Raw genomic sequence first — 25223 nt, forward strand, 5'->3', positions numbered from 1 at the left:
GACAACTGCCATGAAGCTCTCCCGCCAGGCGTGGGTCTCGATCCGCGCGATGCTCGTCATCACGGTCGTGTGCGGCATCCTCTACCCGCTCGCCGTCTGGGGCCTCGGGTCGGCGATGCCGTCGCAGGCCGACGGCTCGCTCGTCACCAGGAACGGCACGGTCGTCGGCTCCTCGCTGATCGGCCAGTCGTTCACCGACAAGAAGGGCAACGCTCTTCCCCAGTGGTTCCAGTCGCGCCCCTCGGCCGCCGGCAACGGGTACGACGGGGGTGCCTCGAGCGGCTCGAACTACGGGCCCGAGAACAAGGACCTGATCTCGGCGATCAAGAGCCGGCAGGCCGCGATCGAGAAGCTCGACGGCGTCAGCGCGGAGCAGATCCCCGCGGACGCCTTGACCGCGTCGGCCTCCGGCCTCGACCCGCACATCAGCGAGGCCTACGCGCTGCTGCAGGTACCCCGGATCGCTCACGCACGGGGGCTGGCCGAGGCCGACGTGCGCTCGCTCGTCGAGAAGCACGTCCAGGGCCGCGACCTCGGCTACCTCGGCGAGCCGACGGTCAACGTGCTCGAACTCAACCTCGCCCTCACCGCGCTGAAGTGATCATCCGGATGCGTCAGACTGTGGCCCATGGGTAGAGGTCGCCTGCGGGTGATGCTCGGCGCCGCCCCGGGCGTGGGCAAGACCTTCGCGATGCTCGAAGAGGGCCGTCGGCTGCTCGACGGAGGCAAGGACGTGGCGGTCGCGATCGTCGAGACCCATGGCCGCGCGGCCACCTCCGCCCTCGTGGACGGGCTGGAGGTGATCCCGCGACGGCAGATCGAACACCGCGGGGTGAAGCTCGACGAGATGGACCTCGACGCCGTGCTCGCGCGGCATCCGGACATCGCCCTCGTCGACGAACTGGCCCACACCAACGCGCCGGGCTCGCTGCATGCGAAGCGCTGGGAGGACGTGCAGGCGATCCTCGATGCCGGAATCGACGTGATCTCGACCGTCAACATCCAGCACATCGAGTCGCTCAACGACGTCGTGCAGCAGATCACCGGGGTGCCGCAGCGCGAGACGATCCCGGATTCGGTGCTGCGCTCGGCCGACCAGGTCGAGCTGGTCGACCTCACCCCGCAATCGCTGCGCGACCGGCTGGCACAGGGGCTCGTCTACCCCGCCGGCCGGGTGGATGCCGCCCTCAGCAACTACTTCCGTCTCGGCAACCTCACCGCCCTGCGCGAGCTGGCGCTGCTCTGGCTCGCCGACGAGGTCGACACCGCCCTGCAGGCCTACCGGGCGGAGCAGGGCATCAAGCAGTCCTGGGAGGCGCGCGAGCGCATCGTCGTCGCCCTGACCGGAGGCCCCGAGGGCGACACCCTGCTGCGCCGCGGGGCGCGGATCGCCCAGCGCTCGGGCGGCGGCCAGCTGTTCGCCGTGCACGTCACGAGCCCCGACGGACTCGTGGGGCCGGATGCCGGCGTGCTCGCGGGCCAGCGCGCCCTGGTCGAGACCCTCGGCGGCAGCTTTCATCAGCTGGTGGCCGAGCAGGTCCCGTCCGCTCTCGTGGACTTCGCCCGCAGCGTCAACGCCACCCAGCTCGTGATCGGGGTCTCGCGCCGCAGCCGGCTGCAGACCTTCTTCGGCGGCGCCGGAACCTCCTCGACGGTCATCCGGCTTTCGGGCGACATCGACGTGCACATCGTCTCGCACTCCGAGGCCGGCAAGCGGAGCCTTCCGCACGTCGGCGGGGCCCTGTCAGTGCGTCGCCGCCTCATCGGGCTCGGGCTGGCCGTGCTCGGACTCCCCCTGCTCACCCTGTCGCTGACCCTGTTCCGAAGCGCTCAGTCGCTTCCGAGCGACGTGCTGATGTTCCAGCTCTTCATCGTGATCGTCGCCCTGGTCGGCGGCATCTGGCCCGCTCTGCTCTCGGCCGTCATCGCCGGATTCCTGCTCGACTACTTCTTCGTCCCGCCGCTGTACCTGATCCGGATCGCCGACCCGCTGCACTTCCTCGCGCTGATCATCTTCGTCGTCGTGGCGGCGCTCGTGAGCCTCGTGGTGGATCAGGCCGCCCGCCGTGCGCGGGTCGCCGCGCGGGCATCGGCGGAGGCCGAGGTGCTGGTCGCGGTCGCCGGCGGGGTCCTGCAGGGGGCGGACGCCCTGCAGGCGCTCGTGTCGCGTCTTCGGGACAGCTTCGGCATGACCAGCGTGCTGCTGCGACAGGGCGACGAGACCGTGGCGGTGTCGTCGGACCCCGAAATCGCCTCCGGCGCCGACCAACGCACGACGCTCCCGCTCGGCGAGGGCGCGCAGATCGAGGTCGTCGGACATCCGCTCGAGCCCTCGGACCGCCGCATCCTGGGTGCGTTCGTCTCGCAGCTCGAGTCGGCCCTCGTGCAGCGACGGCTGACGACCGAGGCCGAGGGCGCGAAACCGCTCGCCGAGGCCGACCGCCTGCGCAGCGCCCTGCTGGCCGCCGTCAGTCACGACCTGCGACGCCCGCTCGCCGCGGCCACAGCCGCCGTGAGCTCATTGCGCTCGCCGGACATCAAGCTGAGTCCCGCCGACCGCGCCGAGCTGCTCGCCACCGCCGACGAGAGCCTCGTGGCCCTCGGGACCCTCGTCACGGATCTGCTCGATGTGACCCGCCTGCAGGCGGGCGTGATCGGCGTCGCCCTGCGTCCGGTCGCGCTCGACGACGTGGTCGGGGGCGCCCTCGACGAGCTCCGGCTGTCGCCCGGCGAGGTCACCCTCGAACTCACCGCGGTGCCCATGGTCGACGCCGACGCCGCCCTGCTGCAGCGCGCGGTCGTGAATCTGCTGAGCAACGCGATCCGGTTCTCTCCCCCCGGATCACCGCCCGTGCTGTCGACCAGCCAGTTCGGTGATCACGTCCAGTTGCGCGTCGTCGATCGTGGCCCCGGCATCCCGGCGGAGCAGCGCGACGACGTCTTCCTGCCCTTCCAGCGGCTCGGCGACGTCGACAACTCGGTCGGCGTCGGGCTGGGCCTGTCCCTCTCGAAGGGCTTCGTCGAGGCGATGGGCGGCACGCTCGAGGCCGAAGACACCCCGGGAGGCGGGCTCACCATGGTGATCGAGCTGCCGGTCGTCCGCGCCTCGCGCAGTCTGCCCGTCGTCGAACCGAGCATCTCGACGTCTGCCGGCACCGTCGAAGGCGGCGAGTCGTGAAGATCCTGATCGCCGACGACGATCCGCAGATCCTGAGGGCTCTGCGGATCACCCTCACCGCCCGTGGCTACGAGGTGGTGACTGCCCACGACGGCAAGGCCGCTCTGGATGCCGCGACCGCAACGCATCCGGACATCGTCGTGCTCGACCTCGGCATGCCGGGTCTCACCGGGGTGCAGGTCATCGAGGCGATCCGGGGATGGAGCCGCGTGCCGATTCTCGTGGTCTCGGGCCGCAGCGGATCCTGGGACAAGGTGGAGGCGCTCGACGCGGGCGCGGACGACTACGTGACCAAGCCGTTCGCCGCCGACGAACTGCTCGCCCGCATCCGGGCCATGGGCCGGCGCACGCCGTCGGCAACCGAGGAGCCCGTCGTGCGCTTCGGGGATGTCGTCGTCGATCTCTCGGCGCGACTCGTGACCCGCGCCGGGGTCCCCGTGCGCCTCACCCCGACCGAATGGCGGCTGCTCGAGGTGCTGGTGCGGAATCCGGGACGGCTGGTCACTCGCGAGACACTGCTCACCGAGGTCTGGGGCCCGCAATACACGACCGACACCGGATATCTGCGGCTCTACCTCTCGCAGCTGCGCAAGAAGCTCGAGGCCGAGCCGTCCGCCCCACGCCACCTCGTGACCGAGGCCGGCATGGGCTACCGGTTCGTCGCCGAACCGAGTTAGACGCGGCGGTACTGACCCACCATCGGGCAGTCGAAGGTCGCGAATCCGGAGTAGCTGCCGACCTGCTTGAGATAGCTCAGCACGATCACATAGGCCCGGCGCAGCGTGGTCTCGGTGTACGGGATCCCCTCGCGGGCGCAGGTCTCGCGCACCAGACGGCGGGTGCGGGACAGGTGAGGGCGCGACATGCTCGGAAAGAGGTGGTGCTCGATCTGGTAGTTGAGGCCGCCCATGAGCACGCTCATCCAGAATCCGCCCGAGACGTTGCGCGAGGTGAGCACCTGCTTGTTCAGGAAGTCAAGCTTGGCGCCAGCCGGAACGACCTCCATGCCGATGTGGTTCGGGGCGAAGGAGGCGCCCATATAGACGCCGAAGACCGCGAGCTGCACACCCAGGAACGCGAACGCCATGCCCAGGGGAAGCACCGCGAAGATCGCCACGACCAGGATGCTCATGCGCACCGCGATGAGGGCGATCTCGATTCCGCGGCCGTCGACCTTGCCACGACCGAAGAGGTGACCGAACGACTTGACGTGCAGGTTGATGCCTTCGAACAGGAGGAAGGGGAAGAACAGCGCCGCCTGATGGCGGGTGATGAGCGCGCGCAGGCCGGTGGCCGACGCCGCGTCCTCTTCGACGAACGAGATCGTGTCGACCGCGATATCGGGGTCCTTGCCGATCATGTTGGGGTTCGCGTGGTGGCGGGTGTGCTTGTTCATCCACCAGGAGTAGCTGATGCCGACGACTCCGACGGCGAGCGCGCGACCCGCGCGGTCGTTCGCCTTGCCCGAGGCGAAGACCGCCCGGTGCGAGGCCTCGTGACCGAGGAACGCGAACTGCGTGAAGATGATGCCGAGGGCCCCGGCAATGAGCAGCTGGAACCACGAGTCACCCAGCAGCACGAACCCGGTGACGGCTCCGCCCAAGGCGACGACGAGGGTCGCGAACACGCTGGCATAGAAGACCTTGCTGCGCTCGAGCAGGCCCGCACCGCGCACGGTCGACAGCAACTGGGAGTAGCTGCTGATCGGGGAGGACGCGCCGGCGACTCGGGGGACGGTCGAGCGCACGGCTCCAAGAGATGAAATAGGAGACATCTGGCCTTCAATAGTCGGGTTGCGACTTCTCAGCCGGATGATCGAGCAACTGCTCTAGATGCCTGAGAGTACCGCGCCAGGCTGTGCAGAAGCCCCCAAACGACGGTCCGCCACACCCGAACAGCAGATATCGCTTCTATTTCGGTTGGGTGAAATCTTCCCGGCACATCCTCAGAATCACAGCTTCGTGCAGTACCGTTATCGATTAGTTGTTGTGTTACGCAGGTAAGTGACATGGGCGTCCGCCGCCGGCGGGGTCGATGTCATGTATGAGCGGATCAAGACACCGCGACGATCCGCTCCGAACGACGGAGCTGAGCAGTAGAGAAAGCAGTACAAGAATGCCCACTGGAACCGTGAAGTGGTTCAACGCCGAAAAAGGTTTCGGCTTCATCACCCCCGACGACGGATCTCAGGATCTGTTCGCCCACTACTCCGCCATCGAGGCGTCGGGTTACCGCAGCCTCGAAGAGGGACAGCGGGTCGAGTTCGAGGTCACCCAGGGCCAGAAGGGCCCTCAGGCCGCCGCGATCAAGCTCGCGTAGTCCAGAACCTTCGCAAGGAACGCGCCGTCCGGTTCGCCGGGCGGCGCGTTCGCGCGTCCGGGGCTGCCGCGGTCGGGCAGTAGGTGAGCCTCACCTGTATGGCGAGCCGTGCCGCGCAGTGGTTGGCTTGCTTCATGACCTCCGACACCGCATCCGGGCTGGACGCGCACGCCGATGAACCGCACAACGCCGGCGTCGCCAGCAAACTGAACTGGCTCCGAGCCGGAGTGCTCGGCGCCAACGATGGAATCGTCTCGGTCGCCGCGATCGTCGTCGGCGTCGCCGGCGCCACCTCGGCCATCGCTCCCCTCATCACCGCGGGCTCCGCGGCCCTCATCGGTGGCGCGATCTCGATGGCGCTCGGCGAGTACGTCTCGGTGAGCAGCTCGCGCGACACGACGCGCGCGCTGATCGCCAAGGAGAAGGCCGAGCTTCGGGACTTCCCCGAGGAGGAGCTGGCCGAGCTGGCCGGCCTCTATCGGGATCGCGGCCTCTCTGCCGAGACCGCTCAGACGGTCGCCGAAGAGCTCACGGCCCGCGATGCCCTGAAGGCGCACCTCGAGACCGAGCTCAACATCGACGAGAACGACGTGGCGAGCCCCTGGCACGCGGCGGGTGCCTCGGCCCTGGCCTTCTTCATCGGCGGCATCCTGCCCCTGCTGGCGATCCTGTTGCCGCCCGACGGAGCGCGCGTCCCCGTGACGTTCGCCGTGGTGCTCGTGGCCCTCGCACTCACCGGATGGACGAGCGCGAAGATCGGCGGCACGCCCAAGCTGCGTGCGATCCTGCGAGTGGTGGTCGGGGGCGCGGCCGCGCTGGTGGCGACGTTCGTGATCGGGACGCTGCTGGGGACGTCGGGGGTCGTGTAGGGGGTCGGGGATCGCCCTCTCGTCGGGGGCTCGACTGGGATGTCGGCGCGTTGTCGGCGCTCACTTGGGGCCGGGACTGCGTTGTGCTCACGCCATTTCGTTCGCGCAGAAGGCGCCGTAGCGCCTTCTGCCATAGCGAAACGAAATGCAAACGGGCCGGCCGATACGCCGGGTTCTGTCCGGTGCCGAAGCACCGGGACGGCCATCTCTCTCGGGACTACGTTGCCGCAGCCCTCTAGCGGTCTACCCGGGAACTCGGCGAGCAGCCTCGGCGTTCCCTGTCTGACCTTGCTCCGGACGAGGTTTACCCAGCGAGCCCGATCACTCGGGCCCCTGGTGGTCTCTTACACCACCGTTTCACCCTTACCGCCGGTCCGACGCCCGAAGGCGCGGCCCGGAGGCGGTCTGCTCTCTGTTGCACTTTCTCGCGGATTGCTCCGGGTGGGTGTTACCCACCGCCCTGCTCTGTGGAGCCCGGACGTTCCTCGGCACCCGGCCGAAGCCGGATGACGCGACCGTCTGGCCGACCCGTTTGCGAGTTACAGCGTAGCGCCGTGCGCCTCGTGGCCGCGTTCGAACGACCGCATCTTGTCCATCGCCTCGTTGGCCAGGCGATCGGCGCGCGAGTTCTGCTCGCGTGGGATCCACTCGAACTTGACCGGCGTCCCCGACAGGATCTCGCGAGCCTCCGCCGCGAGATCGGCCATGTCGGGGTGCTTGATCTTCCACCGGCCCGACATCTGCTCGACGACGAGCTTCGAATCCATCCGCACGTGCAGCACGGCGTGAGGGTCGATCTCGATCGCCTTCGTCACTCCCGCGATCAGCGCGCGGTACTCGGCGACGTTGTTGCTGGCGATGCCGACGTAGATGCCGATCTCGACGAGGACCTCTCCCGTGACCGGATCGATCACGACGGTCCCGGATCCGGCGCGGCCGGGGTTGCCGCGGGACCCGCCATCCGCCTCGACGAGCAACTCGCGCGCCGCGCCGGGCGCGGGCGGGTCCGCTCGGAAGGAGACGTTCACAGGCCGGACTCCGCCGTACGCACCAGGATCGCGCTCGAGTCGGGGCAGAGCAGAACGTCATCCGGTGCCGCCGCGCGCACGACCGTCATGTCCGAGGAGTTGAGCGCAACGCCGCTCGCGCTCGACACGCCGCCGCGCAGCAGGGAGGCGCCGATACCGTAACGGGCACGCTGCTTCTCGTAGAGCGCGAGCAGATCGGCGGGAACCTTGGCCGCGATCGCCTCGCGGTCGGACACGGCGCGCTGACGCTCGTCGTCCAGCTCGGCGAGGGCCGCATCCCGGGCCCCGGCCGCCTCGACGATCTTGGCCTCGACGGCCGCCAACAGCGCCCGGCTCCCCGCGAGCACCGACGCCCGCTCCTCGACGGTCTCCATGACGGCGAGCTGGATGTCTTCGAGGTCGCTCTGGCGCCGTGCGAGAGCTGCCAGCTCCTGCTCGAGCGCCGCCACATCCTTCACGGAGGCGCTGCCCTGCAGGCGCTCGCGATCGCGGGCCACCCGCGCTTCGACGACCGCGACATCCGCCTCGGTGCGCTTCAGCTCGGTCTGCGCGTCTTCGGAGGCGCCGCTCTGCTCCCCCACGGTGACCCGCAGCGCATCGCGCTCGCCGGCCAGGGTGGCGATCACGGCCAGTTCCGGCAGGTTGGCGGCGCGGTGGCCGAGCTGCTGCAGCTTGGTGTCGAGCGCCTGCAGCTCGAGCAGCAGGGCCTGGTCTTCTGGGGCGGCCTTCAGGGCCATCGGATCTCCGTTCGGTGGGGCAGAGTCGGGGTGGTCGGCGGCGACATCACACGATGGCGAAATCCCACGGGTCGGTGCGCAGTTCGCTGACCGTGACGGTCACGCCGGGTAGCGCTCCACGCAGCTGCTCGGCAGCGACATCGAGCCACAGCCATTCGCTCGCCCAGTGCGAGACGTCGAGCAGGGCGGGCCCGCGACCGAGTCGGGCTCGTTCGCGAGCCTCGGAGGCGGGATGGTGGCGAAGGTCGCTGGTCACGTAGACGTCGGCGCCGACCACGGCAGGATGCGCGAGCAGCGAATCCCCTGCGCCCGCGCAGAGCGCGACCGAGACGACCTCGCGGTCGTACTCCCCCGCGGCCCGCACGCCCTGCGCCGTCGCGGGGAGCAGATCGGCGAGCCTCCGGGCCAGCGCGCCGAGGGTCGTCGGTTCGGCGAGACGCCCGACCCGGCCGAGCCCGAGGGCGGGATCCGATCCCGGCTCGATCGGGCGGGTCTCACGCAGTCCCAGCCGTTCGGCAAGCACCGCCGACGTTCCCCTCGCGACGACGTCGGCGTTCGTGTGCGCCGCGATCAGAGCCGCTCCGCCGCGGATCAGCCGGGCGAGCACGAGGCCCTTGTAGCGATCCTCGGCGACGCTCGTGACGCCGCGCAGCAGCAGCGGGTGGTGCGTGAGCAGAAGCTGCGCCCCGAGTTCCAGGGCCTCGTCGACGGTCTCGGGCACGGCATCCACCGCGAGATGGACGGCCGTCACCTCGGCGCCCGGGTCGCCTGCGATCAACCCGACGGCATCCCACGACTCGGCCCCGCTCGGCGGCCAGAGCGCCGAGATGGCGGCATCGGCGTCGGCGAGGGTGGTCGGCATGCGTCCCAGTCTAGGAGCGCGTCCCGCGACGGCCCGCGTCACGCGACCGCCGTGCGCTCCTGCCGACGGATCGCGGGCACGCCGGCCGCCAGAGGCACCGCGAGGCCGAGCAGCAGGGCAACGAAGACCCCGATGTCGCTCGTCGCGAACGGCGAGCCGGAACCGGCACCGAGTGGGCCGAACAGGAATCCCTCCCAGCTGAGCCCCGCGGCGGTCGACGAGATCAACCCGAGCCCGATCAGGCTGACGACGATCAGGCCGAGGAAGTTCACCCAGCGGATCTGGGGGTAGATGCCCCCGGGAGCCAGCAGCGAGGGCGTGTGGAAGCGGCGGGTGCGGATCATCATCTCGGACGCGAAGATGCCGGCCCAGGCCGCGACCGGAACCGCGATCGTCGTCAGCAGATCGCGGGCGAGCGCGCCGAAGTCGGCGACCAGGAACAGCAGAGCCGCCGCCGCGACGAGCACCAGGAGCGCCGATACCAGGGTCCCGATGCTGCGTCGGATCCGCAGCCCGACCGCCTGGACCGCGAATCCGCCGGAGTAGATCGTCAGGATGGCCGCGGACAGCAGGCCGAGCGCGGCCGCCGCGAGCAGCGGCGCCGGATACCACGCGGGAAGGAGCGTGGCGATCGCGGTCAGGGGGTTGCGGGCCAGGCTCGTCGCGAGGGCATGGTCGGATGCCGCGAGCATCGCGCCCCACGCGATCAGCAGGAATGGAGGCAGGGTGGCGCCGAACGTCGCCCACAGCATCGAGGATCCGCCGAAGCCGGCGGGCCGCTGGTAGCGCGCCAGGTCGGAGCTCGAGTGCACCCAGGCGAGGCCGACGACGCTGAAGACGAGCACGGCGCCCGGGACCACGAGCAGCCACGACCCATCGGGCACGGTGAGCGCGGTCCCGAAGTCGAGGTGCTGGGCGGTGAGGGCGACGGTGCCGACGATCAGCAGTCCGCTCACGATGCTCAGCACGAGCTGCACCTTGGCGACGAAGCCGTAGCCGAAGACGGCCACGACCGTGACGATCACGAACCCGACCACGAGGCCGACCAGCTGCAAGATCGTCGTTCCGAGGCCGGCGTCGAGCCCGGCTCCGACGAGGACCTGTGCGACGGCGGTGGCCAGCAGCCACAGCAGCGCGCCGCCCCAGAGGACGCGCGTCACGACAGCCAGCAGCGCGGGCAGGATGTTGCCGGCGTGGCCAAAGGAAGCGCGCGAGACGATCATGGTCGGCTGACCACTCCGCTTTCCGGCGAGCGTGCCGAGGCCCAGCGGAAGGAACGAAATCGCCACTCCGGCGAGGGTTGCCACGATGGCCTGGCGGAGGCTCATCCCCGTGCCCAGGAGCACGGCACCGAGGCCCACGCTGATCACCGAGGAGTTCGCGGCGAACCACAACCAGAACAGACGGGAGGCGCGGCCGGCGCGCAGGTCGAGGGCGGTCGGTTCGACTCCCGCGGTCTCGATCTCGAACGCCGGCGGCTGCTGGACCTTCGCGCCGACGAGGGCGGCCTCGCCTTCGGGCAGGCGTGCGCTCGCCACGGGCTCGGACAGCGGGGCGGCCGGCTCGGCCGCGTCCGCATCCGACGCCGACACCGGTGCCGCACCGGACACGAGGGCATCGACTCCGGTCTCGGCGCCGCCGACCCGATCGACCGCATCGATCACGTCGTCGTCATCGTGATCGAACGAGGAGGGCTGCTCCACCGGGGACGCCGCGGGTGAGGCGACGAGGCTCTCGAACGGATCTCTCGTGGCGGCTCCGACCGGCGCGGCCGCGGCATCGCCGGACAGGATCGGGATGTTCTCGTACCCGGGGGGCGGAGGCAGTTCGGCGCGATCGGCGATGTTCGGCTGATCGGTCGGCAACGGCATCGGCAGGGCCGACATCGTGCTCGCCGTGATCGGCGGCACGGATTCCACCGCCGAAGCGGGAGGAGTGTCGACGAACGGCGGCGGCTCGACCAGCTCGGGCGGGCTGTACACCGGCGGCGGCGCGTCGAGCCAGTCCGGCGGCTCAGGCTCCGTCGGCGGCGTCGTCGAGATCGGCACGGCGACCGGAAGGTCGGCAGCGGGGCCCTCGGACTGCGCGGGGGCGACCGGGACGACGGGTGGGGCGGGAGTCGCCGTCGCCGCTGGCTCCTCGGCGGGCTCGGGGGCCGTCCAGGGCCGCGACTCGGGCTCCGGCGGGGCCTCGTCCAGCGGCGGAAGCGTCGCGGCGAGGGCGGGCTCGATGAGGCTGGCATCCACCGGAGGAAGGCCCGGAATCGGTGCGGCATCGGCCACAGCGGGGGCAGCCGGTGGAGTGAACCAGGCAAGAGCTTCGGGAACCGCCGGCTGCACGGTGTCCGGCGCCGTCACCTCGGACATCACGGGCGGCTCGGGCATCACGAGAGGCTCCGGAGCGATCGCGGGTTCCGGTGTGAGAACAGATTCCGCGATAGCGGCCTCCGGCGCGAAGGTCGGTTCGGGTGCGGCGGCCTCGGGTGCGGCGTTCCACCCCAGCGCGTCGGTCCCGGGCAGGGGCCCCGGCGGCACCTCTCCGAACGTCGGCGTCGACGTCGCCTGAGGCGCCCCGAAGGGTACTTCGGAGCCGGCAACGTCCGCGATCGGCGGTGCCGGCGCCTCGGCGGGCGGCGGCGGCACGATGGGGTCGTAGCCGCGAGGGAAGAAGTGGCTGGCGGCCGGGTAGTCCGGGATGGCATTCGTCGGGGGTGCCGTCGTCGTCGTCGGCAGATCCACCGGATCGGCCGGGGTCACCGGGAGCGGAGCCGCGAGCAGGTCTTCCGCCGGCGTGCTCGGGGTCGGTGGAGCCAACCAGGGCAGCACGCCCGGGCCGCCCGGTTCGCTCCCGGTAGGGCTCGGACCAGGTTCAGGCGCGGATGCTGCCGGAGCCTCGTGTTGCGTCGCCGGTGTCTCGGCCGGCTGCGCTGCCGGAGCCTCGGGCTGCACGAGCGGCGTCGAGGCGGTTCCCGTCGTCGAGAGCATCCGCAACTCGCGCTCGAGTCGCTCGATCGCCTCGAGAGTGGATGCCCCTTCGAGGTCGACGGCGGGCTCCACCTCCAGGCCGGCTTCGGCTGCGGAAGGCGGGCGCGACGCCTGACCCGGCGCTGACGGAACGGTGGCAGGCGTGACGGGCGGCGGCGGCCCGGCGACCTCGGAGCCGACGGGAGGCGACATCATCGGCAGCCGGATCGGCTCGGTGTAGGGCCGCACCTCTGCGGCCATCGCCTCCGCGAGGGCGTCGTCATCGAAAGTCGGAGGTTCGGTGTCCGGCGGGGGCGGCGTGAAGCTGCTCCTCCGGATCATCGGAGGTTCGGAGGTTGCGTCCGATGCGGCGTCCGGTGCGCCTTCGTCCGGATATCCCTCGGTCATTCTCCGGATTCTAGAGTCGCTCAGCGATTTGGGACCCGCGACGAGCCGTAATCAGCACGACGAGACCGGCGAAGACCAGTGCCAGCCCGGTCCATCCGACCGCCGTCAGACGCTCCCCGACCACGACGACGGCCAGAATGGTGGCCACGACCGGCTCGAGAAGGGTCACGGTCGTCGCCGCCGAACTCCGCACGGTGCGCAGTCCGACTCCGAACAGCAGATAGGCCAGGAACATCGGACCGAGCGCCAGATACGCCGCGATGCCGAGGGACGCCGACGACTGCAGCAGCGGTGCACCGGTGACGAACAGGACGGGCAGCAGCAGCACCGCCCCGATCCCGAACATCGCGCCCATGACGCCGCGACTCGGCTGAGGCGATCGGATCGCCCGCGACGACGCGTAGGTGTACCAGGCGTAGGCCGCCCCGGCCAGCAGCCCGAGCGCGACGCCCGGCAGGGTCCCCGTCGTCGGCGTCGATGGACCGGCCGCGCGCCCGAATGCGAGGCCGACGATGCCGAGCACGGCGAGCCCCGTCGCCACCGTCCAGCGACGCGAGAGCGGATGCCGCTCCCCCAGCCACTCGAAGAGCGCCGCGAACACAGGGCCAGACCCCAAGGCCACGACGTTGCCGACCGCGACACCCGCGAGACTCATCGCCGAATAGAACGCGAGTGGATACACGACCACCCCGATCGCGCCCAGCGCCGCCCAGCGCCGCCCGACCCCATCTCTCAGCACGCGAGTCGACATCCGCGGCGAGGTCGCGAGCAGCAGCAGACCGCCGACGCCCATCGTGCACGCACCCACGGCCAGAGAGCTCACATCGTGAGGCAGGAAGGCCGCGGCCGTGCCGGTGGTGCCCCAGAGCAGCGAGGCCAGGAGGAGGGCGAGGATCCCGCCGGTGCTCCTGTCGTCCACATTCCGACGATAGCGGGAGGCCGGGCATGCGGCGCGAGCGGTGAGTGGGCCCTGAGGGATTCGAACCCCGAGACGCATCGCGTCTCGCGTCAGTCCTACTCCGGCGTGCGGCGCGAGCGGTGAGTGGGCCCTGAGGGATTCGAACCCCCGACATCCACGGTGTAAACGTGGCGCTCTAACCGACTGAGCTAAGAGCCCGCGTGCCCGATCGTAGCCGGACTCGCACCTACACTCGCAGCATGGCGACGCGAACACCGAGGGCGATCCCCGAACAACCGGAGCAGCGCTGGCCGGCCATCGTCGCCGTCACCGTCGCCGTCGTCGTGTACGTGCTGCTGCCCTCGACCTTCCTCGGGATTCCGCGATACATCCTCCCGATCGTGGCGACGCTCCTGCTCATCCCCCTGATCGTGCTCAACCCGCGTCACTTCACGCGGGAGACCGCCTGGTCGCGCTGGCTGTCGATCACCCTCGGCGGTGTGCTGACGATCGCCAACCAGATCGAGGTCGTCGGGGTCGTGCAGGAGCTGCTCTCGAGCAGTGCCCACGGGCCTCAGGTGCTCCTGACCGCCCTGCAGGTCTGGGTGACCGACATCATCGCCTTCGGCCTGGTCTATTGGGAGGTGGACGGCCGCGGCCCGGTCTCGCGTCGCCTGCCGAACGATCCCGAGGCCCGCGACTTCCGCTTCCCGCAGGAGGACACCGGCAAGCCGACGTCCTGGCGCCCGGCTTTCTTCGACTACCTGTACTTCTCGCTGACCAACATGATGGCCTTCAGCCCCACCGACGTGATGCCGCTGACCCACCGGGCCAAAGCCCTCATGGCGGTGCAGTCGATCACCGGTTTCGGGCTGCTCGCGCTGGTCATCGCCCGCGCGGTGAACATCCTGACCTAGCGGAGCCTCCTGACGGCGCCCGCGAGCGCGCTACACGTGCGCGGGAAGCACCTCGTCGAGCGCCGCACGATACTCGTCGATCGAGCGCGGCTCCCCCGGAGCGGTGATGAAGGAGGCGCGGATGACGCCCTTGACGTCGATGACGAAGGTCGCGCGGTTCGCGAACCCCTTCTCCTCGAGGAACACGCCGTACTCCTTGGCGACGGCCCCATGCGGCCAGAAGTCCGCGAGCAGCGTGAAGTCGTAGCCCTCCTGCTCGGCCCATGCCCGCAGGCTCGCCTTCGAGTCGACGGAGATCCCGATGAGTTCGACCCCGTTGGCCTTGAACAGCGAGAGGTTGTCGCGCAGGGCGCACAGCTCACCCGTGCAGGTGCTCGAGAACGCCAGCGGGAAGAAGACCAGAACGACCGGCCGCTTGCCACGGAAGTCGCTCAGCCGGATGTGTTCACCGAACTGATTCGCCAGATCGAAGTCGGGAGCCTGAGTGTCGTTCTCGAGAGCCATCGTCGCTCGTGTCCTTTCGAGCCGGGCGGCGTAGGAGGCCTCGCCCGGTAGTCCAGCGCACGATCATACGCCGCGGCCTGGCGTTTCGCCGTGGACGCGCCTCGGCTCCCCTGCGACGCTCACCACGTCGTCGCCGCCGAACTAGAGTGGACTGCGCACGAAACGGCTTCCGCCCGCAACCCGGTGCGGGAGTCGACGACCGCTCTCATGGCCCCACCCGGCTATGTCGCCACCCAGAGAAAGAGGTCAACGGTGACGGTGAACGACCAGGACCCGTATTCGGTCAACTACACGGACTCCGATCCCGACGAGACCGCCGAGTGGCAGGAATCCCTCGACCAGCTGGTGGCCGAGAAGGGTCACGGCCGCGCCCGAGACATCATGCTGAGCCTGCTCAAGCGGTCGAAGGACCTGCAACTCGGTGTGCCGATGGTCCCCACGACGGACTACATCAACACGATCGCTCCCGAGAACGAGCCGGCCTTCCCGGGTGACGAGGAGCTCGAACGCCGCTATCGCGCCTGGATCCGCTGGAACGCCGCCATCACGGTGCACCGCGCCCAGCGCCCCGGGATCGGCGTCGGCGGTCACATCTCGACGTACGCCTCCTCCGCCGCGCTCTACGAGGTCGGCCACAACTGGTTCTTCCGCGGGAAGGACCACCCGGGCGGCGGCGACCAGATCTTCTACCAGGGCCACGCCTCCCCCGGCATGTACGCGCGCGCCTTCCTCGAGGGCCGCCTGAGCGAGCAGGACCTCGACGGCTTCCGCCAGGAGAAGAGCAAGGCCCCTCATGGCCTCAGCTCCTACCCGCACCCGCGGCTGATGCCGCACTTCTGGGAGTTCCCGACCGTGTCGATGGGTCTCGGCCCGATCAACGCGATCCACCAGGCGCAGTCCAACAAGTACCTGACCAACCGCGGCATCAAGGACGCGAGCGACCAGCACGTCTGGGCCTTCCTCGGCGACGGCGAGATGGACGAGGTCGAGAGCCGGGGCGCCCTGCAGTGGGCCGCCAATGACAAGCTCGACAACCTGACCTTCGTGATCAACTGCAACCTGCAGCGGCTGGACGGCCCGGTTCGCGGCAACGGCAAGATCATCCAGGAGCTCGAGAGCTTCTTCCGCGGTGCGGGCTGGAACGTCATCAAGGTGGTCTGGGGCCGCGAGTGGGACGCCCTGCTCGCCGCCGACACCACCGGCGCGCTCGTCAACCTGATGAACGTCACGCCCGACGGCGACTACCAGACCTACAAGGCCGAGAACGGCGCCTACGTGCGCGAGAACTTCTTCGGCCGCGACCCGGTCACGGCGAAGCTCGTCGAGGGATACTCCGACGAGCAGCTGTGGAACCTCAAGCGCGGTGGCCACGACTACCGCAAGGTGTACGCGGCGTTCAAAGCCGCCGTCGAGCACAAGGGGCAGCCGACCGTCATCCTGGCCAAGACGGTCAAGGGCTACGGCCTCGGCCCGAGCTTCGAGGGCCGCAACGCGACCCATCAGATGAAGAAGCTCACGCTCGACAACCTCAAGCAGTTCCGCGATGTCATGCGCATTCCGATCACGGATGCCGCGCTCGAGGAGAACCCGTACCAGCCGCCGTTCTACAACCCCGGCCCCGACGACCCGGCGATCCAGTACCTGCAGGAGCGTCGCCGCGAGCTCGGCGGCTACGTGCCGGAGCGACGCACCAAATACACCCAGATCGCCATCCCCGACGACTCCGTCTACGAGATCTCGCGCAAGGGCTCGGGCAAGCAGGAGGTCGCCACCACGATGGCGTTCGCCCGCCTGCTCAAAGACCTGCTGAAGTCGCCCGATTTCGGCCACCGGATCGTGCCGATCATCCCGGATGAGGCGCGCACCTTCGGCATGGACGCCTACTTCCCGACCGCGAAGATCTACAACCCGAACGGCCAGCACTACACCTCGGTCGACCGGGAGCTGCTGCTCGCCTACAAGGAGAGCCCGCAGGGCCAGATCATCCACACCGGCATCAACGAGGCCGGCGCGTTCTCGGCGTTCACGGCCGCGGGCACCGCCTACGCGACGCAGGGCGAGCCGCTCATCCCGGTCTACGTCTTCTACTCGATGTTCGGGTTCCAGCGCACCGGCGACGCCATGTGGGCCGCCGGCGACCAGATGGCCCGCGGCTTCATCATCGGGGCGACGGCCGGTCGCACGACGCTGACCGGCGAGGGCCTGCAGCACGCCGACGGCCACTCGCACCTGCTGGCCTCGACGAATCCGGCGGTGGTCAGCTACGACCCCGCGTACGGCTACGAGATCGGCCGTCTCGTGCAGGCGGGCATCGAGCGCATGTACGGCGGGCAGCATCCGAACCCGAACGTCATGTACTACATCACGGTCTACAACGAGCCGCACCAGCAGCCCGTCGAGCCCGAGAACCTCGACGTCGACGGCCTGCTCAAGGGCATCTACAAGCTCAAGGCCGCCGACAACCTCGGCCCGAAGGCCCAGCTGCTCGCCTCGGGCGTCGCCCTGCCGTGGGCACTCGAGGCGCAGGAGCTGCTCGCGCGCGACTGGAACGTCGCCGCCGACGTGTGGAGCGTCACCTCGTGGACCGAGTTGCGCCGCGACGGCCTGGCCGCCGACGAGCACAACTTCCTCCACCCGGAAGAGCCGCCGCAGGTGCCCTACCTCTGGGCGAAGCTGGCCGGGTCCGATGGCCCGTTCGTCGCGGTCTCGGACTACATGCACGCGGTGCCCGACCAGATCAGGCCCTTCGTGCCGGGCGAGTACGTCACCCTCGGCGCCGACGACTTCGGCTTCAGCGACACGAGGCCCGCTGCGCGTCGGTTCTTCAAGATCGACGGCCCGTCGATCGTCGTGCGCACGCTGCAGTCGCTGGCGCGTCGCGGCGAGGTCGACCCCGCTGCGGTGACCCAGGCGATCGAGAAGTACCAGCTGCACGACGTGACAGCCGGCACCTCCGGGTCGGCGGGCGGGGAGAGTTGACGCGCGCCGCCGGATCACCGTTCGGCGCGGCATGAGCGCGCGGCGCGATGGCTGAGCGCACCCGCCCGCAGACTCTCGCCTGGCTGCGCACGCTCTCGGGCGAGCTGTCGACGGCGACTCTCAAGCGTCTCGACGACACCCTGCCGTGGTACCGCGACATGCCCCCTGGTCGACGGAGCGCGGTCGGCCTGGTCGCTCAAGCCGGCATCACCTCGTTCATCTCGTGGTTCGAAGATCCGACCTCGACCCCGTGGATCGCGGCCGACGTCTTCGGAGCGGCCCCGCGCGAACTGCTGCGCTCGGTCAGCCTGCAGCAGACGCTGCAACTCATCCGGGTCACGGTCGAGGTCGTCGAGCAGCGGGTCAAGGATGCCGACGAGTCGCTGCGCGAGGCGATCCTGCTCTACTCGCGCGAGATCGCCTTCGCGGCCGCCGACGTCTACGCGAGGGCCGCGGAGGCCCGCGGCCTGTGGGACGCCCGCCTCGAAGCCCTCGTGGTCGACTCCATCCTCACGGGGGAATACGACAGCGAGCTGCCGAGCCGCATCGCCGCACTCGGTTGGAACGGGCACGGCGCGGTCAGCGTGCTCGTGGGCACCGCCCCGCGCATCCTCGACGTCGACATGCTCCGGCGCACCGCTCGTCATCTCGACTCGGATGTGCTGATCGGCGTGCAGGGCAGCCGGCTCGTCATCGTGATCGGCCGGGTCGACCCGGCCGAGGAGTCGGAGTCGAAGGACCCGCTGCCCTTCCTCGAGATCGCGGCCCGGCTCGAACCGGGCTTCGGGCCCGGGCACCTCGTGCTGGGTCACGAGGTGCCGTCGCTCGTCGACGCGGCACGCAGCGCCCGGGCGGCCCTGGCCGGGTTCGCGGTGGCCAAGGCCTGGCGCAACGCACCCCGGCCCACCCTCGCCGACGATCTGCTGCCCGAGCGCGCCCTGGCCGGCGATCCGCTCGCCCGTTCGACCCTCATCGCCCGCATCTACAAGCCGCTGCAGAACCACTCGACCGAGCTGCTGACCACGCTGTGGTGCTACCTCGACAACGGTCGCTCGCTTGAGGCCACCGCCCGTGAGCTGTTCGTGCATCCGAACACCGTGCGCTATCGGCTCAAGCGCATCAGCGAGGTGATCGGCTGGGACGCCACGGGCGCCCGCGAGGCGCTGATCCTGCAATCCGCCCTCATCATCGGCTCGATCGCCGATCCCGACGGTCGACCGCAGAAGTAGCCGCCGTCCGGACCTCGGAGGTGGCGTTCGCCGCCGGGCCTGTAGCTTTCCGCCAAGGTCACGCCGGATTCTTAGTACCCCGAGTTCGACGCGGGCGCCTCCGAGTTGACAGACTGGGCTGGTGAGTGTCGTCATCGTCGCCCCCGGTCAGGGATCGCAGACCCCCGGATTCCTGGAACCCTGGCTCGCCGAGCCCCGCTTCGCGGAGCATCTCGCGGCTCTGTCGGAGGCCGCCGGCCTCGATCTGGCGGCGCACGGAACGGTGTCGGACGCCGACACGATCCGAGACACGGCCGTCGCCCAGCCGCTCATCGTGGCCGCATCGCTCGTGGCCCTCGCCGCGGTTCTGGATGAGGGCTCCGGCTCGGGCTGGAAGGGCAAGACCGCGGGCATCGCCGGCCATTCCGTGGGCGAGGTCGCCGCGGCCGCCGGCGCGGGCATCCTCAGCGAGCAGGACGCGATGAAGCTCGTCGCCGCCCGGGGTACGGCCATGGCCGCCGCGGCGGCCCAAGTCGCAACCGGCATGAGCGCCGTGATCGGTGGCGACGAAGACGAGCTGCTCGCCAAGCTCGAAGCGCTCGGGCTGCAGCCGGCCAACTTCAACGGCGGCGGTCAGATCGTCGTCGCCGGCGAGCTTCCCGCTCTGGCCGCGTTGCAGTCGGACCCGCCGGCCGGTGCTCGGATCATTCCGTTGCAGGTGGCCGGTGCATTCCACACCCGGTATATGCAGCCGGCGGTGGAGACCCTGCGCGGGGTCGCCGCCACCCTGGATGTGAGTGATCCGGACTGGACCATCTGGACCAACAAGGACGGGTCGATCGTGAGGTCCGGCCGCGAGTTCATCGACCTCCTGGTGGGCCAGGTGGCGTCGCCGGTGCGGTGGGACCTCGACATGGCGGCGTTCGCAACGGCCGGGGTCACGGGGCTCATCGAGCTCGCGCCGGCCGGCGCCCTCGTCGGCCTCGCCAAGCGGGGCCTGAAGGGGATCCCGACCGTGGCCGTCAAGACCCCCGACGACATCCCCCTCGCCCACCAACTCCTCGACGACATCGCCGACGCCGACGCAGACAACGGAGCATCATGACCGCCACCGCATCCTCTTCGACGTCGCACCCGCGTCTGCACCAGTCCGTCGGGCACCCCTACACGCGCATCCTCGCCCTGGGCGCCGCCCGCGGCGACATCGTCGTGCCGAACTCCGAGCTCGTCGAGGCGATCGACTCGAGCGACGAGTGGATCCGTCAGCGCACCGGCATCATCACCCGCAAGCGGGCGCGCAAGGGCCTGAACGCGATCGACCTGGCCGAGACCGCGGGGCGGGAGGCGATCGCCAAGTCGGGCATCCGTCCCGATCAGATCGGAGCCGTGCTGGTCTCGACGATCAGCAATGTCGCCGTGACCCCGTCGATGTCGTCGCTGCTGGCCGAGCGCCTCGGGGTCAGCCCGGCCCCGGCCTACGACATCAGTGCCGCGTGCGCCGGCTACACCTACGGGATCGCCCAGGCCGACGCGCTCATCCGGTCCGGCGCCGCCGACTACGTGCTCGTGGTGGGCGCCGAGAAGCTCTCGCAGTATGTGCACCCCAATGACCGCTCGATCTCGTTCCTGCTCGGCGACGGCGCCGGCGCCGCGGTGGTGGGTCCCGCCGACGAGCCGGGAATCTCGACCACGATCTGGGGCTCGGACGGCTCGAAGTGGGATGCCGTCGGCATGAACGCGACCTTCGAGGAGTACCTCGACAAGGTGAAGCCGTGGCCGACCATGCGGCAGGACGGTCAGGCGGTCTTCCGTTGGGCGGTGTGGGAGATGGCGAAGGTCGCGAAGCAGGCGCTGGCGGCCGCCGGCGTCACCCCGGCCGACCTCGCGGCGTTCATCCCCCACCAGGCGAACATGCGGATCATCGACGAGCTGGCCAAGCAGATCGGCCTTCCCGAGACCGTGCAGATCGCCCGCGACATCGAGACGACCGGCAACACCTCGGCCGCCTCGATCCCCCTCGCGACCCACCGTCTGCTCGAGGAGCACCCGGAGCTCAGCGGCGGTCTCGCCCTGCAGATCGGCTTCGGCGCCGGCCTGGTCTACGGGGCCCAGGTCGTGCGGCTCCCCTAGGATTGTCCACGGTCACTCGACACCACCCCTCGCACCACCCCCTTCAAGGAGATACGAAATGGCACTGTCCCAGGACGAGGTTCTCGCCGGTCTGGCTGAACTGATCAATGACGAGACCGGCATCGCGACGGACACTGTGGAGATGGGCAAGTCGTTCACCGACGACCTCGACATCGACTCGATCTCGATGATGACGATCGTCGTGAACGCCGAAGAGAAGTTCGACGTCAAGATCCCCGACGACGAGGTCAAGAACCTCGTGACCGTCGGCGACGCCGTCACCTACATCGTCAACGCGCAGGCCTGAGCCCCGCCGCAGCGGCATGGGGCGGGGACACGACTCGTCTCCCCGCCCGTTGCCCGGCTCGCGCCGGGTTCTTCCACGGGAGAAAGTTCGAATGACCAAAAAGATCGTCGTCACCGGAATCGGCGCGTCGTCGCCAGTGGGCGGCACCGCCCCCGACAGCTGGGCCGGACTGCTCGCCGGTGAATCCGGCGCCCACTCGCTCACCCACGACTGGGTGGCCGAACTCGATCTGCCCGTCACCTTCGCCGCCGAGGCCAAGGTGCGGCCCGACGAGGTGCTGGAGCGCATCGAGATCAAGCGACTCGATCCGGTCAGCCAGTTCGCCCTGATCTCGGCTCGGGAGGCGTGGGCCGACGCGGGATCCCCCGAGGTCGAGCCCGACCGTCTCGGGGTCGAGTGGGCCACCGGAATCGGCGGCCTCTGGACCCTCCTCGACGCCTGGGACACCCTCAAGGAGAAGGGTCCGCGCCGGGTGCTGCCCATGACGGTGCCGATGCTGATGCCCAACGCGGCCGCCGCGGCCGTGAGCATGAACCTCAACGCGCGGGCGTTCGCCCGCACCGACGTCTCCGCGTGCGCCTCGAGCACCGAGTCGATCGCGAACGCCTTCGACCACCTGCAGTCGGGCTACGCCGACGTGATCGTCGCGGGCGGCTCCGAGTCGAGCATCCACGGCATCACCCTCGCCTCTTTCGCCTCGATGCAGGCGCTCTCGAAGCGCAACGACGACCCGGCCACCGCCTCGCGCCCCTACGACATCTCGCGTGACGGCTTCGTCATGGGCGAGGGCGCTGCCGCTCTCGTGCTCGAGACCGAGGAGCACGCGAAGGCCCGCGGAGCGCGCATCTACGCCGAGATCGCCGGCGGCGGGGTCACGAGCGACTCGTACCACATCACGGCGCCCGACCCCGAGGGCTGGGGCGCGGCCCGCGCCGTGCGCGCGGCGCTGGCACAGGCCGGCGCGACGGTCGACGAGGTGACGCACATCAACGCCCATGCCACGAGCACGCCGGTCGGCGACATCGCCGAGTACCGGGCTCTGCTCGCCGTGTTCGGCGATCGCGTGCACGACATCCCGGTGTCGGCCACCAAGGCCTCCACCGGTCACCTGCTCGGCGGCACCGGCGCGCTGGAGGCGATCTTCACGATCCTCGCGGTCGCGAACCGGCTGGCGCCGCCGACGATCAACATCACCGAGAAGGACCCCGAGATCCCGCTGTCGGTCGGCGGGGATGCTCAGTCGCTCGGAGACGGTCCGCAGCTCGCGATCTCGAACTCGTTCGGATTCGGCGGCCACAACTCGGTCATCGCGGTCCGCAGCTACGACGCCTGACCCGGGCTGCCCGGGCTACGCCAGGATCGTGATGGACTCGGCGAGTGAACGCCGGGCGTCCTGTCGTGGGCGTGCCCGCTCGAGACGTTCGAGCATGGCCATCAACAGCGTGATATCCGCGCCCTGAGCGAGCTGCCGCCCCCGCGGCTCAACGAGAGCGTCGGCCCTCGGTCCGCTCCCGCTGCGCGGGTGCATCCCCGCTGCTCGACCTGCCCGGTGCTTGCCCACGTGCAGTCCTACCCGACCTTGTGCAGCCAGACGACGGCGCTGTCTTCGCTCGCGTGCCGGAACGACTCGAGTTCGTCGTCCCAGGCCTGACCGAGCGCGAGCCGCAGCTCGCGGTGCAGCTCGAAGGCGTCCGATCCGGCCGACTCCATGGCGAAACGGACCCGGTCCTCGGGGATCACGACGTTGCCCGCCGTATCGGTCTGGGAGAAGAAGATCCCCAGATCGGGCGTGTGCATCCAGCGGCCGCCATCGGTGCCGAGCCCGGCATCCTCGGTGACCTCGTAGCGCAGGTGCTCCCAGCCACGCAACGCAGACGCCAGTGCGGCTCCGGTGCCCCGCGGGCCTTCCCAGAAATACTCGGTGCGGTGCGCGCCGGGCAGCACAGGCTGATCGCGCCAGTCGAAGTTGACGGCGCGACCGAGTGCACGGCCCGCGGCCCATTCGACATGCGGGCACAGCGCACGAGGAGCAGAGTGGATGAACACCACGCCGCGTGCCAGAGCGCGCTGAGTTGTCACAGCAGTCATTTCTCTCTCCGTTCGTCGGTGCGACTTCCCCATCGACTGGCGAAACGGACAGCTGAGCTGCTGGTTGAATTATGCCGGAATCGGAGCGGAAATCACAAGACTGTGATTCCGGGGTTCTTCGTGTCGCGCCGGGAGGCGCAGCCCCTACTTGGCCTGGTCGTAGCTGTCGACGATCGCGACCGTGACGGCGAACTCCACCGGAGCCGCCCCGAACAGCAGGCGCCCGGCCTCCGCTGCCGATTCGCGCAGCTCCGCAGCCACCTGTTCGGCCAGGGCGCGCGGCGTGTGCACGATGAGCTCATCGTGCAAGAAGAAGACCAGATGCGGCCGGTCGGTGAGCGGGGCATCCGCGGCGTCACCGCCTCCGAGCTGCCACAGCCGCCGGCGCAGCGACCCCATCCAGCACAGGGCCCACTCCGCGGCGGTGCCCTGCACCACGAAGTTGCGGGTGAAGCGCCCCCAGCCCCGGGCGTCGTTGCGCAGCTTGCGCAGTTCGGCATCCGACGCGGTCTCGTCGTAGCTGTCGGCAGCCCCCGGCGGCGAGCTGCGCCCGAGCCAGGTGCTGACGACCTCGCCCTTCTCGCCGGCGCGGGCGGCCGACTCGACGTACGCCATCGCTGTCGGGAAGGCGCGCGCGATGCGGGGGCGCATCCGCCCGCTCTCACCGGTGGTGCCGCCGTAGATCGCCCCGAGCATGCCGTATTTGGCCTGCGGCCGCGTCTCGACGGCGCCCGCGTCGACCATGCCCTGGTACATGTCCTGGGCCTGGCCTGCGCGGGCCATCGCCGCGTCGCCCGACATCGCGGCGAGCACGCGCGGCTCGAGCTGCGAGGCATCGGCCACGACGAAGGTCCAGCCCTCGTCGGCGACGACCGCCGCGCGCAGTTGTCGCGGCAGCTGCAGCGCTCCGCCGCCGTCGGACGCCCACCGGCCCGTCACGACGCCGCCGGGCACGTAGACGGGTCGGAACCGCCCGTCGTGCACCCACTCCTCGAGCCAGTGCCAGCCGTTGGCCGAATACAGGCGGGCGAGCTTCTTGTACTCCAGCAGAGGCGCGATGGCCGGATGCTCGATCCGCTTCAGCTCCCACGACCGGGTCGAGGTGGCTCGCAAGCCGGCGCGCTGCAACCCCTTGACGAGCTCGACCGGGGAGTCGGGGTTCAGGTCGGGCTCGTCGAGCGCCTCGCGCACCCGTGCCAGGGCCGCCTCCATCAGCGCCGGCCGCCCGAGAGCGGGGCGCGGGCCGAGCAACTCCGTGAGCAGTTCGTCGTGTCGCGCGGGGCTCCAGGGCAGGCCGGCGAAGCGCATCTCGACGGCGACGAGGGCGCCGACGCTCTCCCCCGCGAGCAGCAGAGCCAGCCGGCCGGGTTGCGAGCTACCCTCGACGGCCGACCGCTGCCGCAGCCACTCGACGACCGGATCGTCGTCGACCGGTGGCGGCTCGAGGTCGAAGAGCGCGTCGGGGGCCGCCGACGGCGCCGGGGGCGGCGAGTCCCAACCGTCACGCCCGCCGGTCGCGAGCTCCGAACCCGCGGCCGACACGGCGTGCCGCAGAATGCGGTGGCACAACCGCAGGTCGACGCAGCGCTCGACCCGCACCCCGGCCCGCAGCAGCGGCGGGTACCACCGTGCCGTGTCGCTCCAGACCCAGCGCGGATGCCCCGCCTCCCGCTCGCGGACCCACTGCGTCAGCGCGCCCTCGTCGAGGTCGTGCCGACCGAGCTCTGCGCCGGCGTCGTCGAGCTCGACCGCCTCGACCCGCGCGGCGGCAGACTGACGGAGCGCGATGTGCACCCCGCCAGTCTGCCGCCTGCGGCCGACTGCGGCC

21 protein-coding genes, 1 tRNA gene and 1 other RNA gene are annotated in these 25223 nt (G+C 70.1%); 12 read left to right on the forward strand and 11 right to left on the reverse strand.

The window, feature by feature from the left end; all coding sequences use genetic code 11:
• Window positions 1-10: 10 nt before the first annotated feature.
• The 3 genes from kdpC to ACFPJ4_RS05945 are packed head-to-tail and all read left to right on the forward strand — an operon-like array spanning window position 11 to window position 3855.
• A complete protein-coding gene (kdpC, locus tag ACFPJ4_RS05935) occupies window positions 11-601 on the forward strand; it encodes a potassium-transporting ATPase subunit KdpC (protein ID WP_386739380.1) in 591 nt (196 codons plus the stop codon).
• A gap of 27 nt (window positions 602-628) precedes the next feature.
• The gene (locus tag ACFPJ4_RS05940) at window positions 629-3178 is read left to right on the forward strand and encodes a DUF4118 domain-containing protein (protein ID WP_386739381.1); all 2550 of its coding nucleotides are present in this window, start codon (window positions 629-631) and stop codon (window positions 3176-3178) included.
• Window positions 3175-3855: a response regulator gene (locus ACFPJ4_RS05945; protein WP_386739382.1), complete on the forward strand. Its 681-nt coding sequence runs from the start codon at window positions 3175-3177 to the stop codon at window positions 3853-3855. The genes ACFPJ4_RS05940 and ACFPJ4_RS05945 overlap by 4 nt, the downstream gene beginning before the upstream one ends.
• Here ACFPJ4_RS05945 and ACFPJ4_RS05950 read toward each other — a convergent pair.
• A complete protein-coding gene (locus ACFPJ4_RS05950; RefSeq protein ID WP_386739383.1) occupies window positions 3852-4952 on the reverse strand; it encodes a fatty acid desaturase family protein in 1101 nt (366 codons plus the stop codon). The genes ACFPJ4_RS05945 and ACFPJ4_RS05950 overlap by 4 nt on opposite strands.
• A gap of 341 nt (window positions 4953-5293) precedes the next feature.
• Here ACFPJ4_RS05950 and cspE point away from each other — a divergent pair, with 341 nt between their 5' ends.
• Both cspE and ACFPJ4_RS05960 read left to right on the forward strand, forming a co-directional pair.
• Window positions 5294-5497 carry a transcription antiterminator/RNA stability regulator CspE gene (gene cspE / locus ACFPJ4_RS05955; RefSeq protein ID WP_386739384.1) on the forward strand — a complete coding sequence of 68 codons (204 nt, stop codon included), beginning with the start codon at window positions 5294-5296 and terminating at the stop codon, window positions 5495-5497.
• Window positions 5498-5631: 134 nt separating this feature from the next.
• Complete coding sequence (locus ACFPJ4_RS05960) at window positions 5632-6366, forward strand: VIT1/CCC1 transporter family protein (RefSeq protein WP_386739386.1); 735 nt, start codon at window positions 5632-5634, stop codon at window positions 6364-6366.
• Between the two features lie 148 nt (window positions 6367-6514).
• On the opposite strand, the gene rnpB is transcribed toward ACFPJ4_RS05960, so the two are convergent.
• The 7 genes from rnpB to ACFPJ4_RS05995 all read right to left on the reverse strand — a co-directional run bounded on the left by rnpB (window position 6515) and on the right by ACFPJ4_RS05995 (window position 13481).
• Window positions 6515-6897, reverse strand: an RNA gene (gene rnpB, locus ACFPJ4_RS05965) — RNase P RNA component class A.
• Between the two features lie 8 nt (window positions 6898-6905).
• Complete coding sequence (locus ACFPJ4_RS05970) at window positions 6906-7394, reverse strand: reverse transcriptase-like protein (RefSeq protein WP_386739388.1); 489 nt, start codon at window positions 7392-7394, stop codon at window positions 6906-6908.
• Complete coding sequence (locus ACFPJ4_RS05975; protein WP_386739390.1) at window positions 7391-8131, reverse strand: zinc ribbon domain-containing protein; 741 nt, start codon at window positions 8129-8131, stop codon at window positions 7391-7393. Before ACFPJ4_RS05975 ends, ACFPJ4_RS05970 begins: the two co-directional genes overlap by 4 nt.
• 46 nt (window positions 8132-8177) lie before the next feature.
• The gene (locus ACFPJ4_RS05980; RefSeq protein WP_386739392.1) at window positions 8178-8993 is read right to left on the reverse strand and encodes a Nif3-like dinuclear metal center hexameric protein; all 816 of its coding nucleotides are present in this window, start codon (window positions 8991-8993) and stop codon (window positions 8178-8180) included.
• A gap of 38 nt (window positions 8994-9031) precedes the next feature.
• Window positions 9032-12364 carry a cytosine permease gene (locus tag ACFPJ4_RS05985; RefSeq protein WP_386739393.1) on the reverse strand — a complete coding sequence of 1111 codons (3333 nt, stop codon included), beginning with the start codon at window positions 12362-12364 and terminating at the stop codon, window positions 9032-9034.
• A gap of 10 nt (window positions 12365-12374) precedes the next feature.
• Window positions 12375-13283 carry a DMT family transporter gene (locus tag ACFPJ4_RS05990; RefSeq protein ID WP_386739395.1) on the reverse strand — a complete coding sequence of 303 codons (909 nt, stop codon included), beginning with the start codon at window positions 13281-13283 and terminating at the stop codon, window positions 12375-12377.
• A 124-nt stretch (window positions 13284-13407) separates the two neighbouring features.
• Window positions 13408-13481: transfer RNA gene (locus tag ACFPJ4_RS05995), tRNA-Val, on the reverse strand.
• A gap of 41 nt (window positions 13482-13522) precedes the next feature.
• On the opposite strand from ACFPJ4_RS05995, the gene ACFPJ4_RS06000 reads away from it, so the two are divergent.
• The gene (locus ACFPJ4_RS06000) at window positions 13523-14179 is read left to right on the forward strand and encodes a DUF1345 domain-containing protein (RefSeq protein WP_386739397.1); all 657 of its coding nucleotides are present in this window, start codon (window positions 13523-13525) and stop codon (window positions 14177-14179) included.
• 30 nt (window positions 14180-14209) lie between these two features.
• Here the strand turns inward: ACFPJ4_RS06000 and ACFPJ4_RS06005 are convergent, their stop codons facing one another.
• Window positions 14210-14683, reverse strand: coding sequence for a peroxiredoxin (locus ACFPJ4_RS06005; protein WP_386739398.1), 474 nt, complete (start codon window positions 14681-14683; stop codon window positions 14210-14212).
• Between the two features lie 252 nt (window positions 14684-14935).
• On the opposite strand from ACFPJ4_RS06005, the gene aceE reads away from it, so the two are divergent.
• The 6 genes from aceE (at window position 14936) to ACFPJ4_RS06035 (ending at window position 22640) form a co-directional block, all read left to right on the forward strand.
• Window positions 14936-17662, forward strand: coding sequence for a pyruvate dehydrogenase (acetyl-transferring), homodimeric type (gene aceE, locus ACFPJ4_RS06010; RefSeq protein WP_386739400.1), 2727 nt, complete (start codon window positions 14936-14938; stop codon window positions 17660-17662).
• 47 nt (window positions 17663-17709) lie between these two features.
• Window positions 17710-18891, forward strand: coding sequence for a PucR family transcriptional regulator (locus tag ACFPJ4_RS06015; protein WP_386739402.1), 1182 nt, complete (start codon window positions 17710-17712; stop codon window positions 18889-18891).
• 121 nt (window positions 18892-19012) lie between these two features.
• Complete coding sequence (locus tag ACFPJ4_RS06020) at window positions 19013-19975, forward strand: ACP S-malonyltransferase (RefSeq protein WP_386739404.1); 963 nt, start codon at window positions 19013-19015, stop codon at window positions 19973-19975.
• On the forward strand, window positions 19972-21000 hold the full coding sequence (locus ACFPJ4_RS06025) for a beta-ketoacyl-ACP synthase III (RefSeq protein ID WP_386739406.1): 1029 nt from the start codon (window positions 19972-19974) through the stop codon (window positions 20998-21000). Before ACFPJ4_RS06020 ends, ACFPJ4_RS06025 begins: the two co-directional genes overlap by 4 nt.
• A gap of 58 nt (window positions 21001-21058) precedes the next feature.
• A complete protein-coding gene (locus ACFPJ4_RS06030) occupies window positions 21059-21307 on the forward strand; it encodes an acyl carrier protein (RefSeq protein WP_386739408.1) in 249 nt (82 codons plus the stop codon).
• 91 nt (window positions 21308-21398) lie between these two features.
• Entirely contained in the window at window positions 21399-22640 is a 1242-nt protein-coding gene (locus tag ACFPJ4_RS06035; RefSeq protein WP_386739410.1) for a beta-ketoacyl-[acyl-carrier-protein] synthase family protein, read from the forward strand.
• Window positions 22641-22876: 236 nt separating this feature from the next.
• Here the strand turns inward: ACFPJ4_RS06035 and ACFPJ4_RS06040 are convergent, their stop codons facing one another.
• Together ACFPJ4_RS06040 and ACFPJ4_RS06045 are read right to left on the reverse strand one after the other, a co-directional pair.
• The gene (locus ACFPJ4_RS06040; RefSeq protein ID WP_386739412.1) at window positions 22877-23395 is read right to left on the reverse strand and encodes a DUF3145 domain-containing protein; all 519 of its coding nucleotides are present in this window, start codon (window positions 23393-23395) and stop codon (window positions 22877-22879) included.
• Between the two features lie 144 nt (window positions 23396-23539).
• On the reverse strand, window positions 23540-25189 hold the full coding sequence (locus ACFPJ4_RS06045) for a bifunctional 3'-5' exonuclease/DNA polymerase (RefSeq protein WP_386739414.1): 1650 nt from the start codon (window positions 25187-25189) through the stop codon (window positions 23540-23542).
• Window positions 25190-25223: the final 34 nt, after the last annotated feature.

The sequence above is a fragment of the Lysinimonas soli genome (assembly GCF_042655435.1).
In the GTDB taxonomy this organism is placed as follows: Bacteria; Actinomycetota; Actinomycetes; order Actinomycetales; family Microbacteriaceae; genus Lysinimonas; species Lysinimonas soli.

Excerpts from the sequence above, each read along its gene's own strand:
- kdpC (WP_386739380.1), top strand. The coding sequence starts at position 11 with ATGAAGCTCTCCCGCCAGGCGTGGGTCTCGATCCGCGCGATGCTCGTC.
- ACFPJ4_RS05940 (WP_386739381.1), top strand. The coding sequence starts at position 629 with ATGGGTAGAGGTCGCCTGCGGGTGATGCTCGGCGCCGCCCCGGGCGTG.
- ACFPJ4_RS05950 (WP_386739383.1), bottom strand. The coding sequence starts at position 4,952 with ATGTCTCCTATTTCATCTCTTGGAGCCGTGCGCTCGACCGTCCCCCGA.
- cspE (WP_386739384.1), top strand. The coding sequence starts at position 5,294 with ATGCCCACTGGAACCGTGAAGTGGTTCAACGCCGAAAAAGGTTTCGGC.
- ACFPJ4_RS05960 (WP_386739386.1), top strand. The coding sequence starts at position 5,632 with ATGACCTCCGACACCGCATCCGGGCTGGACGCGCACGCCGATGAACCG.
- ACFPJ4_RS05975 (WP_386739390.1), bottom strand. The coding sequence starts at position 8,131 with ATGGCCCTGAAGGCCGCCCCAGAAGACCAGGCCCTGCTGCTCGAGCTG.
- ACFPJ4_RS05980 (WP_386739392.1), bottom strand. The coding sequence starts at position 8,993 with ATGCCGACCACCCTCGCCGACGCCGATGCCGCCATCTCGGCGCTCTGG.
- ACFPJ4_RS05985 (WP_386739393.1), bottom strand. The coding sequence starts at position 12,364 with ATGACCGAGGGATATCCGGACGAAGGCGCACCGGACGCCGCATCGGAC.
- ACFPJ4_RS06000 (WP_386739397.1), top strand. The coding sequence starts at position 13,523 with ATGGCGACGCGAACACCGAGGGCGATCCCCGAACAACCGGAGCAGCGC.
- ACFPJ4_RS06005 (WP_386739398.1), bottom strand. The coding sequence starts at position 14,683 with ATGGCTCTCGAGAACGACACTCAGGCTCCCGACTTCGATCTGGCGAAT.
- ACFPJ4_RS06015 (WP_386739402.1), top strand. The coding sequence starts at position 17,710 with ATGGCTGAGCGCACCCGCCCGCAGACTCTCGCCTGGCTGCGCACGCTC.
- ACFPJ4_RS06025 (WP_386739406.1), top strand. The coding sequence starts at position 19,972 with ATGACCGCCACCGCATCCTCTTCGACGTCGCACCCGCGTCTGCACCAG.
- ACFPJ4_RS06030 (WP_386739408.1), top strand. The coding sequence starts at position 21,059 with ATGGCACTGTCCCAGGACGAGGTTCTCGCCGGTCTGGCTGAACTGATC.
- ACFPJ4_RS06035 (WP_386739410.1), top strand. The coding sequence starts at position 21,399 with ATGACCAAAAAGATCGTCGTCACCGGAATCGGCGCGTCGTCGCCAGTG.
- ACFPJ4_RS06040 (WP_386739412.1), bottom strand. The coding sequence starts at position 23,395 with ATGACTGCTGTGACAACTCAGCGCGCTCTGGCACGCGGCGTGGTGTTC.